The organism is Chachezhania sediminis (assembly GCF_009765275.1).
Lineage (GTDB): Bacteria > Pseudomonadota > Alphaproteobacteria > Rhodobacterales > Rhodobacteraceae > Chachezhania > Chachezhania sediminis.
This window is the reverse complement of the sequence record NZ_VOPH01000003.1, coordinates 236,557-249,740: the sequence shown is the minus strand read 5'-3', so window position 1 is coordinate 249,740 and position 13,184 is coordinate 236,557. Positions and strand designations below refer to the sequence as shown.

The window sequence follows — 13,184 nt, the reverse complement described above, 5'->3', positions numbered from 1 at the left end:
AACCGGACCGCACCGGGCACAGAAAACAACCACAAGGTAACGGGTACGAGGCACCCCATGAAGCATTTCATCATCACCGCCGCCCTTGGCGCCTGCATACTGGTCGGTATGCCCAACACCGCCGACGCCGGCAGCATCGTCGAACGCGCCTGCCGCGAGTCCGCCCGCCGGGCCGCGTCGGAGTCGCTGTGCCGCTGCATCCAGAACGTCGCATCGAAGACCCTGTCGCGCAGTGAACAGCGCAAGGTCGCGAAGTGGTTCGCGGACCCGCACAAGGCCCAGGAAGCACGGCAGTCGGATCGCGATCGTGATGAAGAATTGTGGCAAAGGTATAGAATATTCGGCGAAACCGCCGCGCGAACCTGCGGTTGAAAGTTATTTTACCCTGAATACTTGACCTCGCCCGCGCCGGCCGTCAGGAACGGCGCGGGTGTAAGGATGAGATATCATGCTGATAAAGGGGGTCACCTTGCGAGGCCTCGAGGTGTTCGAAGCACTTGCAAGCACCGGCTCGGTCGCTCAGGCGGCAGAGCGGACCGGATTGAGTCAGCCAGCGGTAAGCCAGCAACTACGCAATCTTGAGAAGGCACTGGGCGTCGACCTGGTGGATCATGGACGCAGGCCGATGCGGGTGACATCGGCCGGACGGTCCTTTCTTGCCCGGACCGAGGCGGTCCTGGGCGAACTGCGCCTGGCGCAGAACGAACTGACGGTCATGGACCTGGGCGACCTGACGACATTGTCGATCGGGTTGATAGACGATTTCGACAATGACCTGACTCCACGGCTGGTTACGGTGCTGGCGGATTCGCTGACACGTTGCCGTTTCAAGCTGATCACGGCCTCCAGCCGCGAGATTTCGGCCGCCATGCAGGCGCGGGAATTCCACATCGCCGTTGCGGCCAGTACCGGCCAGCATCTGGACGGTGTGACCGAATACCCGCTGGTACGCGACCCCTTCATCGTGGTCACGCCGTCCGGCTGGGTCAGCGACCCGGTCGATCTGGAACGGGAGGTCGAGCGCCTGCCGCTGCTGCGCTATGCGCGCGAGCAGCTGATCGCCCAGCAGATCGAGGCGATCCTGTCCCGGCAGGGTCTGGAATTCGGCGACCGGTTCGAGATCGGCAGCCATCTGGCACTGATGGCGATGGTCGCCCGCCGCGTCGGCTGGGCGATCACGACGCCGCTGGGCTACATGCGGGCCGCCCGGTTCCACGACGGGCTGGATGCCTTCGCCCTGCCGTTCGGGTCGGACAGTCGTACGATATCGCTCTTTGCCGGGGCGGACTGGGTGGACCGGGTGCCCCGCGACGTGGCCGAGACCATGCGCCGGCTGGTCCGCAGCCACATGACCGAACCCGCGATCAACCGCCTGCCCTGGCTGTCCGGTGCGCTGGAAGTCATCGACGGCTGATCCGCGCCTTGCGGGCCTGCATGGCGGAACCTGCAGGCCCCCTGCCCCGGGGCGCCATTCCCCTGGCCGACGGCCCGATCTTCGTCTTTCGAAACCGACCGGCTTGCGCAGCCCTGCCCGTCGTGGCCAAGTACGCGGCGGGGGAGGACGGGAGAAAGGGCGGCATGCGCCCCGCGACGACAAGGGGCGGCTTCAGTCCGGCCCTGGCCCGATGTCGACCGCGGCCTGCGTGCCAACCCGATCCGACACATTGCCCCCGTCCCGGTCCGGCCGGCGCCTGCTTCGTCGCGGGCCCCGGGCGGGCTTGCCGAAATTGCACTGACGGAGGACCAGGATGGCCGGTCTTTACTTTGACGAATTCCACGTGGGGCAGGAGCTGAAGCACGAGCTGCGCCGCACGGTGTCCGAGGCGGACAACACCATGTTCAGCCTGATGTCGATGAACCCGCAGCCGCTGCACATCGACGCCGACTTCGCGGAAAAGACGGAATGGGGCCAGCGGCTGTTCAATTCCATGTTCACGCTGGCGATCCTGGTGGGCCTGTCGGTGCAGGACACGACGCTGGGCACGCTGGTGGGCAACCTGGGTTTCAACGACGTGGTCTTCCCCAATCCGGTCTTCCACGGCGATACGCTGCGGGCCGAGACGACAATCACCATGGTCCGCGAGAGCAAGTCCAAGCCCGACCGCGGCATCGTGGAATTCGAACACCGCTGCTACAAGCAGGACGGCACGCTGGTGGCCAAGTGCAAGCGCACCTCGTTGCTTTACAAGAAGCCGGCAGGGGCGGTCTGATGCGCAGCTTCCTGTTTGTCCCCGGCGACAGCGAGCGGAAGTTTTCCAAGGCGCGCGAGGGCGAGGCGGATGCGCTGATCCTCGACCTGGAAGATTCGGTGGCCCTGTCCGAGAAGGAGAACGCCCGGAAGATCGTGGGCGACATGCTGAAGGCCCCGCGCACGGGCCCGAAGCTTTTCGTGCGGATCAACGCGCTGGACACCGGCCTGACACTGGCGGATCTGGCCGCCGTGATGCCCTTTGCCCCCGACGGCATCGCCCTGCCGAAATGCGAGGGCCCCGAGGACCTGAAGACCTGTGCCAATTACCTGGCCGCCTTCGAAGCCGCGCACAGGCTGGCCGAGACGCCGATCCTGGCAATCGCCACGGAAACGGCGGCGTCGTTGTTCGCGCTTGGCCGGTACAAGGACTGCGACCCGCGGCTGTGGGGGCTGATGTGGGGGGCCGAGGACCTGGCCGCCTCGCTGGGCGCCAAGGAGAACGGGGCGCGCGTGGGATACCATGAACCCTTCCGGCTGGCGCGGAACCTGTGCCTTGCGGGTGCGGCGGCGGCGGGCGTCGTGGCGGTCGACACGATCTGCGCCGTGCTGGACGACCTGTCGGTGGTCGAGGCCGAGGCCAATTCCGCCCGCCGCGACGGGTTCGGCGCCAAGGCGGTGATCCATCCGAAACACGTGGCGCCCGTGAACGCGGCCTTCACCCCGACGGAGGACGAACTGGCCTGGGCGCGGAAGGTGCTGGAAGCCTTCGCCGCCGACCCCACCGCCGGCGTGGTCCGGATCGATGGGCAGATGATCGACAAGCCCCACGAACGCGCGGCGCGCAAGATCATGGCCATGGCCGGCCAGGACTGAAGACAGGGCCGCGATCCGCATCGTTTGGCGCGGATCGCGGCTGTATTACCATGGGGAAACCGGGCCGGATTGCGCCCCGGCCCCCTGCCCCGATCAGCCCATCTGGTAGCCCGGGGTCGATTTCGACAGGGCCATCTCGTCCTCGGACATGTCGGCCGGGATCGCCTCGAACAGCGGCGTCGACATGTAGCGTTCGCCGGTATCCGGCAGCATCACCAGGATCACGGTGCCCGGCGCCGCCTTCTCGGCGATCTTCATCGCCACGGCAAAGGTCGACCCGCCCGAGATACCGGTCAGGATGCCTTCCTTCTGCGCCAGCTTCTGCGCCCATGCGATGCCTTCGGGCCCCGATATCGGCATCACCTCGTCGTAATAGGCGCCGTCGACGGCCTCCTGCAGGACGTAAGGAATGAAATCCGGCGTCCAGCCCTGGATCGGGTGCGGCTGAAAGGCGGGGTGGCTTTCGGCCGGCGCGTGGCTTTTGGTTCGCTTCTGCGGCGTGCCGCTGGTCAGAAGTGCGGCGTTCGCAGGTTCGGACAGGACGATCTTCGTCTCGGGCCGTTCCTTGCGCAGCACGCGCGCCACGCCGGTCATCGTGCCGCCGGTGCCATAGCCCGTGACCCAGTAATCCAGTTGCTTGCCGTCGAAATCCGCCAGGATTTCCCGCGCAGTCGTGTTCTCGTGGATCTTGGCATTGGCATCCGTCTCGAACTGGCGCGCCAGGAACCAGCCATTGACCTCGGCCAGTTCGACCGCCTTGTTGTACATGCCGGTGCCCTTCTGTTCCTTGGGCGTCAGCACGACCTGTGCCCCGAACATGCGCATCAGCTTGCGCCGCTCGACCGAGAAGCTTTCCGCCATCGTCACCACCAGCGGATAGCCCTTGGCGGCGCAGACCATGGCCAACCCGATGCCGGTATTGCCCGACGTCGCCTCGACCACCGTCTGGCCGGGTTTCAGCGCGCCGCTGCGTTCCGCCTCCTCGATGATCGACAGGGCGAGGCGGTCCTTGACCGACGCGGCCGGGTTGAAGAATTCGGCCTTCACATAGACCTCGACCCCTTCGGGCGCGAGCGCGTTGATGCGGATCACGGGTGTGTCGCCGACAGTCGCCACGACGGAATCGTAAAGCTTCCCGCGGCCCTTGGTCGTGAATGCTGGTGCGTCGGTCATTGCAGTGGGTTCCCCGATTGAACGAACGGTTGCAGACGTAATCGCTCTTTCCCCCTGCAACACCGGCCGAGCATAGCTTTCCCTTGCGGCAAGGCAAATGCCGAACGCCCGGCGCACGGCACGAACGCGCCGGGCCTTCGGGCGCAGGACATGCCCCGGAAAGCTGTCAATGAGGCGTGGAAACCAGCCCGGCGCTGAGACGACCAGAAGAGAGGCCGCAAGGAGCACAAGGCCCCGGCGCGTTCGCCCCGGATCTCTCCGCCCGGGCGGGACGATGGATCCCGCAGGGGATCCATCGGGCAGGTGGGTGGGTCCCAGAGGGCGCGATCACCACGCCCTCGGGAAGCAACGAGTCAGACGCCCAGGCACCACCGCATGACGGCCTTCTGCGCGTGCAGGCGGTTCTCGGCCTCGTCGAAGATCACCGATTGCGGGCCGTCCATCACCTCGGACGTCACCTCTTCGCCGCGGTGCGCCGGCAGGCAGTGCATGAACAGCGCGTCGTCATTGGCGCCCGCCATCAGACGCGCGTCCACCTGGTAGGGGCGCAGCATGTTGTGGCGCCGTTCCCGCGCGGATTGCGCGTCGTGCATCGATACCCAGGTATCGGCGACGACCAGGTCCGCGCCGGCGACAGCCGCCATCGGATCGCGTTCGATCAGGATATTGGCCCCTTTCGACCGGGCAAAGGCCACGTCATCGGCATTCGGGTCCAGTTGGGACGGACCGGTGAAGGTCAGATCGAACCCGAACTGGCCAGCGGCGTGCAGGAACGACGAACAGACATTGTTGCCGTCCCCGGTCCAGACCACCTTCTTGCCGGCGATGGGGCCGCGATGTTCCTCGAAGGTCATCACGTCCGCCATGATCTGGCAGGGATGCGAGGCATCGGTCAGCCCGTTGATCACCGGCACGCTGGCCGCATCAGACATTTCCTGAAGGACGGACGGATCGAAGGTCCGGATCATGATCAGGTCGACATAGCGCGACAGCACCCTGGCGGTGTCGGCGATGGTTTCGCCATGGCCCAGCTGCATGTCGGCGCCCGACAGCACCATGGACTGCCCGCCCATCTGGCGCACGCCCACGTCGAAGGACACGCGTGTCCGGGTGGACGGCTTTTCGAAGATCAGCGCGACCATGCGGCCCGCCAGCGGCTGTTCGTCGTCGGGGGCGCCCTTGGTGCGCCCGGCGCGCGCGTCCTTCATGGCCCGCGCGTGGTCGATCATGTGCCGCAGATCGGCGGCATCGGTCGTGGAAATGTCGATAAAATGGTTCATGTTCTTTTCGGATATTGGGCCGGGGGCGGCCCGTGGCCTGTCGGCCAAAGGCCCCTGCCCCCGGGAGTGTCGTTCGGATCAGCCGGCTTCGAGTGCCGAGGCAGCCTTGTCGAGACGGGCGATGGCCTCGGCAATCTCGTCTTCGGAAATCGTCAGGGCCGGCAGGATGCGGATCACGTTGTCGGCGGCGGGCACGGTGATGACCTCGGCGTTATAGCCGGCCTCCACCACGGACGCGGCCGCGGGCTTGCACTTCAGACCCAGCATAAGGCCGGTGCCGCGCACTTCCTCGAACACGTCGGGATGTGCAGCGACCAGACCTTCCAGCCTCTGGCGGAAAAGGCCCGCGCGCCGGTTCACGTCGGCTAGGAATTCCGGCTCGCCCACATGGGTCACGACCGTCAGGCCCACGGCACATCCCAGCGGGTTGCCGCCATAGGTCGATCCGTGGGTGCCCGCCGTCATGCCCGACGCGGCCTCTTCGGTCGCCAGAACCGCGCCCAGCGGGAAGCCCCCGCCGATGCCCTTGGCCACCATCATGATGTCCGGAGTGATGCCTGCGAATTCATGCGCGAACAGGCGCCCGGTCCGGCCCATGCCGCACTGGACCTCGTCCAGGATCAGCAACAGGCCCTTTTCGTCGCAGAGTTTGCGCAGACCCTTCAGCACCTCGTCCGGGACGACGCGGATCCCGCCCTCGCCCTGCACCGGCTCGATCAGGATCGCGGCCGTCGTGTCGGTCACGGCATCGGTCGCGGCTTCCAGCGCGTTTTCGAACGGCAGGTGGACGAAGCCCGGCAGCAGGGGGCCGAAGCCCTTGACCATCTTCTCGGTCCCCGCGGCGGCGATCCCGGCGGAGGACCGGCCATGGAAGGATCCGGCGAAGGTCATGATGTCGACCTTTTCAGGCTGGCCCCCCTCATAGAAGTACTTGCGCGCCATCTTCACCGCCAGTTCACAGGCCTCGGTGCCCGAATTGGTGAAGAAGCAGGTATCGGCAAAGGTCAGTTCGACCAGCTTGTCGGCCAGCGCCTGCTGCTGCGGGATCTTGTAGAGGTTCGACACATGCCACAGCTTCGACGCCTGATCGGTGATCGTGGCGACCAGCGCGGGATGCGCATGGCCCAGAGCATTCACGGCAATGCCCGAGCTCAGGTCGAGGAACCGGCGGCCGTCGCGCTCGATCAACCAGGAACCTTCGCCGCGCTCGAATTCGAGCGGCGCACGGGAATAAGTCGGCAAGACGGACGGGATCATCGGATCCTCCTTCTGATGAGCCCCATGGAATTGGCACAACAAGTGCCGGATGAGGCAGGGATCGTCAACGAAATGAAAGGAGAGAGTGGTCGAACGCGGAAAGACCGGCGCCGCTAAGGGGCGTCAGGCGAAGCGACGTCGGCGTCGCGAGGCGATATGGGCGTTCCGATTGACCATGGCAGGGCTCTACTATTCAACCCGCGAAAAGGGAAGCGGAAATCGCACTGCGGCCCGTGCCGGGACCGGGGTTCGCGGGATGGACCGCAGAGGGGTCCCTTGTATCTGCCGCCCGAAAGGCTAATATCACGGGCTGACGCAAGTATTACTGCACGATCGCTACTGCATGATGGAATTCAGGCGGGCACCCCGGACGGGGTCGTCCGCTTTACGAAATGGGGAAGGCATGTCCTGGACCGACGAACGCGTTGAACTGCTCAAGAAAATGTGGAGCGAGGGCCAGTCTGCCAGCCAGATTGCCAAGGAACTGGGCGGCGTCACCCGCAATGCCGTGATCGGAAAGGTTCACCGGCTGGGCCTGTCGAACCGTGCCGGCGGTCCCGCCACCGCCGCCAAGCCCGCCGTGGCACCGGCCGCCGAGGCCAAGCCGAAACCGGCCGCCAAGCCCGAACAGCCCGAGGTTCCGGCGCCCGAGGAGGCCGAGCCCCCCGTGAGCGCGCAGGCCGAAGCCCCGCGCGCGGTCGAGGTCGAGACGCGGCCCGCCCCCCCGGTCAACCCGCGCAAGCAGATCGTGCCGGCCGGACAGCCGCTGCCACCGCAGCCGTCGGCCAACGAGATCAGCCCCGAAGCCCTGGCCAAGGTGTCCGAGATCGAGAAGAAGGCCCTGAAGCTGACGCTGATGGACCTGACCGAACGGACCTGCAAATGGCCCGTGGGCGATCCGGCGACGGAAGATTTCTGGTTCTGCGGCCTGCCCAGCCAGCCCGGCAAGCCCTATTGCGAGGCCCATGTCGGCGTGGCCTTCCAGCCGATGAGCGCGCGGCGCGACCGCCGCCGGTAAGGCCGGCGCCGCCAATTCCGCGATACCTGGCCCCTGTTTTTCCGGTTCCTGACCGGAAAAACCGCCTCCCCGGCTGCGGGAAGGTTGCCATAGCCGCCCGGCGTGGCGCTTAGTTTCCCCATCCGCCAATACGACGCAAAATCGTACCGGAAAGGGGATGGCATGACAGATCAGACCGCGGGCGGCCTGCCGGATGCGCCCTATCCCGGGTTCTGGACCCGGGCCAATATCGCCGGTGCCATCGGCAATACGCTGGAATGGTACGATTTCGCGATCTACGGCTATCTGGCGCCAATCATCGCGGCCCAGTTCTTTCCGTCCGATGACAAGACCGTCAGCCTGATCGCCACCTTCGGCGTCTTCGCCGCGGGCTTCATGATGCGACCCATCGGCGGCATCTTCTTCGGCCATATCGCCGACCGCCATGGCCGCAAGCTGGCGCTGACTCTGTCGGTGGGCATGATGGCCATCCCGACCACGCTGATCGCCTTCCTGCCCGGCTATGCCGCCATCGGGGTAGCAGCGCCCCTGCTGCTGACCTTGCTGCGCCTGTGCCAGGGGCTGTCGGTCGGTGGCGAATACACCAGTTCCGCCACCTTCCTCGTGGAACACGCGCCTATCGGCCGCCGCGGGCTGGCCGGATCCTGGGCCGTGACCGGGGCCATCGTGGGCCTGTTGCTGGGATCGGCCGTGGCCGACCTGATGTCGAACATGCTGGCGCCCGACGCGATGAAATCCTGGGGCTGGCGCGTGCCGTTCCTGATGGGGATCCTTCTGGGCTTTGCCGGCGTCTTCCTGCGCCGCAATGTCGAGGAGACATTCAGTGCCCCGGAACTGGAGGACCTGTCCGGGAATGTCGACACCATGGGGCAGGTGCCGCTGATCGATGCCTTCCGCAACCACGGCCGCGACATCGCACGGGTCGTCGGCATCTGCGTTTTCAGCGCGATCAGCTTTTATGGCGGTTTCGTCTACCTGGTGACCTATCTGGAAGAATACACCAAGGTCAGCCAGGCCGTGGCGCTGGACTTCAACACGGCCAGCCTGCTGCTCTTGGTGATCCTGCTGCCGGTCGCGGCCCATATCTCGGACAAGGTCGGACGGAAGCCGATGCTCTTGACCGGTACGATCCTGATGGGGCTGGGCAGCTATCCGATCTTCTGGCTGCTGCATCATCCGTCCAGCACCATGATCATGGCAGGCGAGGTGATCACCGTCACCCTGATCGCCATCTTCGCCGGCTGCCTGCCCGCCACGATGTGCGAACTGTTCCCCGGCCGGGTCCGGGTGACCGCCGTTTCGGTGTCGTACAACATCCCGTACGCGGTCTTCGGGGGCACTGCGCCGATGGTGGCCACATGGCTGATCGGCGCCTCGCATGACGATCTGGCACCGGCCTTCTATGTCTCGGCCGCCGCGGCGATCACGCTGGTGGCACTGCTGACCTTGCGGGAAACCAGCCGCCTTCCCCTCCGCTGACCGGGGGACAGATGGGCGGATGCCGACCCCGGGAAGCGGGGCCGGCATCCTGTTCAGGCCGGCAAGCCGATCGCGCATGCATCGAGGGGGGACAGGGACCGCGCCGCTTTTCAGCCTTCAAGGGCTACGCGGAAACCGGCCTGCCGGATCAGTCCTGGACCGGTCCCGGCGAGGAATATTGCGGAATCGTGCTGGTCGACGCCGCCGTGGGCTCGATGCTCACCCAGTTGCCTTCGGCCAGGTCGAGATTGCCGGGAATGTCTTCCTCCCAGAAGCCCACGACGACGGGGGTTATGTTCAGGTACAGCTTGTCGTCGACGATGCGCCACAGGTTCGGATTGCCGGGCACCTTGCCGCCCTTGGAAACGCCATAGGCGCAGTGGCCATCATATTGCGGCGCGTAGTAGGCCGGGTTTTCCAGGAACTTTGCCCGGTTTTCTTCATTGGCGAAGGCGAAGGTGGCACCGTTGTAATCGGCGGTGATGTCGGCGCGGCCCGGCACGGCGGCCGGCTGGCTTTGCCCCACCGGCACCTGGGGCAGGCCGCGATAGGCCACGACATCGAAGCCGGACACGGCATAGCCGGTTTCGTCGACATACTGATCGCCGGCAAAGGCGGGTGTGAAGGCGGGGGCCGCGAAAAGGCTGGCCGCAAGAAGCAAGGAAAAACGGGTCATGGTGGCGCAATAGCTCCCTGAAAGGTCATCGACCGGGGCGTGCAGGGGTCCCGGCACATTCAGAAGCCTATGTGCTGGACGGCCCGTGCCATAGGGGGCCTCGCGTCGTGGTGACGGCCGGTCATCCGTCGTGATTGAACCGTGATGATAGGCCCCGATCCCTGCTGGCAGAGTGCGTGGTGTTGTTCATGCCGCCGGGGTGTGTGCTCCGCACGCACCGACCGTCACCGCCATCGCCTGCCCGGCCGCACCCTGGTACGCCGCTCAGCAACCTGTCAGCCCGCAGGGTGCGTGCGACACACGCACCGCTCCCGATCAGCGCAAGCGCGGCGGCTTGTCTGGATCCGACCCGGGCGCGGCCCGCTGGAGTGTCTCCGTCTCGGGCTGGGGCAGGTCGAAACGCAGGCCCACCCGGGCCAGCCGCGCCGCGATGGGGGCGGAGGCGGTAAAAAAGCCCACGTCCAGCGCCCCGGCCTCGATCCCCGAAAAGACCAGCGCCTCGGCCACGGCGCGTTGCAGGGCCGCTTCGGCCGCCGGGGCCGCATCGATGAAGGCCAGCAGGTGGCCCTTGCCGCCACCGGCGTATTCGACACCCGCCAGGAATGCCATCGGTGCGTGGCCGGCGGCACTGGCAAGCTTGGCGTCCAGACCGACCACCAGCGCCTCGGGCAGGCCCGCAGGCGGGTGAAGGCCTTCGATCTGCGCCTCGTCGGCGACAAGGCCGCCATGGGTGTCGGTCAGCGTCTCGGTCAGCCAGGACATCGCCTCGGCCGGGATCAGAAGGGACGAGGGCGCGACTTCGAGGTTCAGGCCCAGCCCGATCCCCTGCCCCGACAGCAGCCCCGCCAGCGCGCGGCCCGGGATCGCCACGTAAGGCACCGGGCGGCCCGCGAAATCCGCCAGGCGTTCGATCCGGTCGAAGGCCAGCACGAAGCGGCCATCGGCCACGTCGAAGATTTCGGGCTCGATATCCTCGGCCTCGGGTTCGCGGACCAGCATCAGGAACAGCTCGTTGTCGGCAACCCTTTCGTAGAAGCGCAGGCGGGCGGCATCGTCGCCGGGCGCGGCTTCCATCGCCCGATGGGCGAGGTCGATCGGAGTGGGAGCGGTCATGCGAGAGCCTCCTCGACCCGGGCGCGCAAAGCCGGCAGAAGCTCTGTCGCGAACCAGGGATTTGTCTTGAGCCAGTGCGTATTGCGCCATGACGGATGCGGCAGCGGAAAGACATGCGGTGCATGGGCGCGCCATCCCGCCACGGTGTCGGTGACCGACCCGCGCGTGCCCAGGTGCCAGCGATGGGCATGGCCGCCGACAAGGATCGTCAATGGCATGGGGCCCAGAGCCTTCATAACCCTGTCATGCCAGGTGGCCGAACAGAGCTTGGGCGGCGGCAGATCGGCCTTTTTCGCGTCGTAACCCGGAAAGCAGAAGGCCATCGGCACCACCGCCACGCGGTCCAGGTCATAGAAGACGTCGCCGTCGATCCCCATCCAGTCGCGCAGCCGGTCGCCCGACGGATCGGTGAACGGCCGCCCCGAGGCATGGACCCGCGCGCCGGGCGCCTGCCCCGCAACCAGGATCCGCGCACCGGGCCGGAACCAGACGACGGGCCGCGGCGCGTGCCGCGTGGCCGTGGCCGCGAACCGGTCGGCGCACAGCCGACAGGCCCGAATCTCTTCGGCCAGTGTTGCGACCTCTGCCGCTTTTTGCGTCATTCCGCCCTCCGCACTTGCATCGCGGTACAACCAAGAACTGAACCGTACGGTTCACGGCGCGTCGATACGTCCCGCCTTGCCGCGGGCGCTTCGCGACCCTGTTGCCCCGCAGGATCAAATCCCGTACCCCTGCCCGGCAAGAAAAAATTCGGAGACCGGCCGACCATGTATCGCGTCTGGAACTTTCTCACCGACTATTCCCTTCTTCTTATCATCGGTGCGGGCATGGCCCTTGTCTGGGCCAATATCGACGCCAGCAGTTACCATCACTTCGTGGAATTCGTGATCTGGGAAAACGGGCCCATCGGTCACCTGCACGACGGTCACCGGACGCTGACGCTGCACTATCTGATCAACGACGTGCTGATGGCGCTGTTCTTCGCCATCGCCGCCAAGGAAGTCTGGGAAGCCGTCATCCTGAAGACCGGCTCGCTGCGCGGGCGCAAGGCCGCCACGCCGCTCTTCGCCACCGCCGGCGGCATGTTCGGCCCGATCCTGGTCTATCTGGGCCTTGCCATGGTCATGGGATCGGAGACCTACCAGGCCGTTTCGAACGGCTGGGCGATCCCAACGGCCACCGACATCGCGTTTTCCTACCTCGTCGGCCGGCTGGTCTTCGGCGCGGGACACCCGGCGGTGCGGTTCCTGCTGCTTCTGGCCATCGCCGACGACGCGGCGGGCCTGATCATCCTGGCGATCTTCTATCCGTCCGGAGAGCTGGCCCCGGAATGGCTTCTGGTCTCGCTGGCCGCGGCCATCCTGGTCTTCGTGCTGTTCAACTGGCTGCCGCGGGCGCTGGACGGCGCCAAGGACCACCGCCCGGCCTCGACCTGGGTGCGCAAGAACCTGAGCTTCCTGCCCTACCTCGTCGCCGGCTGCGTCAGCTGGTACGCCTTCATGCGGTCTGGCCTGCACCCGGCCTTGGGCCTGCTGCCGATCGTGCCGACGATCCCCCATGCCGACCGCGCCTTTGGCATGTTCAGCGCGGCCGAGGAGCACCTGACCGACCTGCTGAACCAGATCGAGCACGCGCTGAAATACCCGGTCGAGATCGTGCTGTTGTTCTTCGGCCTGCTGAATGCGGGCGTCGAATTCAGCTCGATGGGCAATGTCACCTGGCTGGTTCTGGCGGGTCTTCTGATCGGCAAGCCGGTGGGCATCTTCATCATGGGCTACATCGCGGCCCGCCCCATGGGCCTGGGCATTCCCGAAGGGATGAGGATCATCGACCTGTTCGTGATCGGCTGCGTCGCCGCCATCGGGTTCACCGTGGCGCTCTTCGTGGCATCGGTCGCATTCCCGGGCGGTGCGGTCCAGGATGCGGCGAAGATGGGCGCGCTCTTCAGCTTCGGTGCGGCCATCATCAGCGTGATCGCGGGCAAGCTTTGCCGGGTCGAAAAACAGTCGGTCTGACCCAAGACCATTACCCTATGGCAACGGCGCCGCGATCACCTGATCGCGGCGCCGTAGTCTTGTGGATTTATTCCACAGTCTGAAATAGTGTTGCCCTGCCCCAAAGGGG

The 13,184-nt window shown here is 66.1% G+C and carries 13 protein-coding genes; 7 read left to right on the top strand and 6 right to left on the bottom strand.

Annotated features, from left to right (window positions below):
* Window positions 1–57: 57 nt before the first annotated feature.
* The 4 genes from FQK05_RS10645 (at window position 58) to FQK05_RS10630 (ending at window position 3,064) form a co-directional block, all read left to right on the top strand.
* Window positions 58–372 carry a hypothetical protein gene (locus FQK05_RS10645; RefSeq protein ID WP_158966539.1) on the top strand — a complete coding sequence of 105 codons (315 nt, stop codon included), beginning with the start codon at window positions 58–60 and terminating at the stop codon, window positions 370–372.
* 76 nt (window positions 373–448) lie between these two features.
* On the top strand, window positions 449–1,414 hold the full coding sequence (locus FQK05_RS10640) for a LysR family transcriptional regulator (protein WP_158966538.1): 966 nt from the start codon (window positions 449–451) through the stop codon (window positions 1,412–1,414).
* 334 nt (window positions 1,415–1,748) lie between these two features.
* Window positions 1,749–2,210, top strand: coding sequence for a MaoC family dehydratase (locus FQK05_RS10635; protein ID WP_158966537.1), 462 nt, complete (start codon window positions 1,749–1,751; stop codon window positions 2,208–2,210).
* Window positions 2,210–3,064, top strand: coding sequence for an HpcH/HpaI aldolase/citrate lyase family protein (locus FQK05_RS10630; protein ID WP_158966536.1), 855 nt, complete (start codon window positions 2,210–2,212; stop codon window positions 3,062–3,064). The genes FQK05_RS10635 and FQK05_RS10630 overlap by 1 nt, the downstream gene beginning before the upstream one ends.
* Window positions 3,065–3,157: 93 nt before the next feature.
* Here the strand turns inward: FQK05_RS10630 and cysK are convergent, their stop codons facing one another.
* From cysK to FQK05_RS10615, 3 genes are all read right to left on the bottom strand, one after another.
* On the bottom strand, window positions 3,158–4,237 hold the full coding sequence (gene cysK / locus FQK05_RS10625; protein WP_158966535.1) for a cysteine synthase A: 1,080 nt from the start codon (window positions 4,235–4,237) through the stop codon (window positions 3,158–3,160).
* A gap of 353 nt (window positions 4,238–4,590) precedes the next feature.
* Window positions 4,591–5,517, bottom strand: a complete 927-nt coding sequence (argF, locus tag FQK05_RS10620) for an ornithine carbamoyltransferase (protein WP_158966534.1) — start codon at window positions 5,515–5,517, stop codon at window positions 4,591–4,593.
* 78 nt (window positions 5,518–5,595) lie between these two features.
* On the bottom strand, window positions 5,596–6,774 hold the full coding sequence (locus FQK05_RS10615; protein WP_158966532.1) for an aspartate aminotransferase family protein: 1,179 nt from the start codon (window positions 6,772–6,774) through the stop codon (window positions 5,596–5,598).
* 403 nt (window positions 6,775–7,177) lie between these two features.
* On the opposite strand from FQK05_RS10615, the gene FQK05_RS10610 reads away from it, so the two are divergent.
* Window positions 7,178–7,792: a GcrA family cell cycle regulator gene (locus FQK05_RS10610; protein WP_158966530.1), complete on the top strand. Its 615-nt coding sequence runs from the start codon at window positions 7,178–7,180 to the stop codon at window positions 7,790–7,792.
* A 162-nt stretch (window positions 7,793–7,954) separates the two neighbouring features.
* Window positions 7,955–9,271: an MFS transporter gene (locus FQK05_RS10605; RefSeq protein ID WP_158966528.1), complete on the top strand. Its 1,317-nt coding sequence runs from the start codon at window positions 7,955–7,957 to the stop codon at window positions 9,269–9,271.
* 148 nt (window positions 9,272–9,419) lie between these two features.
* On the opposite strand, the gene FQK05_RS10600 is transcribed toward FQK05_RS10605, so the two are convergent.
* The 3 genes from FQK05_RS10600 to FQK05_RS10590 form a co-directional block, all read right to left on the bottom strand.
* Window positions 9,420–9,947: a YHS domain-containing (seleno)protein gene (locus tag FQK05_RS10600; RefSeq protein ID WP_158966526.1), complete on the bottom strand. Its 528-nt coding sequence runs from the start codon at window positions 9,945–9,947 to the stop codon at window positions 9,420–9,422.
* Between the two features lie 315 nt (window positions 9,948–10,262).
* Complete coding sequence (locus tag FQK05_RS10595) at window positions 10,263–11,060, bottom strand: SseB family protein (RefSeq protein ID WP_158966524.1); 798 nt, start codon at window positions 11,058–11,060, stop codon at window positions 10,263–10,265.
* Window positions 11,057–11,662 carry a uracil-DNA glycosylase family protein gene (locus tag FQK05_RS10590; RefSeq protein ID WP_158966522.1) on the bottom strand — a complete coding sequence of 202 codons (606 nt, stop codon included), beginning with the start codon at window positions 11,660–11,662 and terminating at the stop codon, window positions 11,057–11,059. The genes FQK05_RS10595 and FQK05_RS10590 overlap by 4 nt, the downstream gene beginning before the upstream one ends.
* A 165-nt stretch (window positions 11,663–11,827) precedes the next feature.
* Here FQK05_RS10590 and FQK05_RS10585 point away from each other — a divergent pair, with 165 nt between their 5' ends.
* Window positions 11,828–13,075 (top strand): Na+/H+ antiporter NhaA, encoded by a 1,248-nt coding sequence (locus FQK05_RS10585; RefSeq protein ID WP_158966520.1) that lies wholly within the window; start codon window positions 11,828–11,830, stop codon window positions 13,073–13,075.
* The last annotated feature ends 109 nt before the right edge of the window (window positions 13,076–13,184 follow it).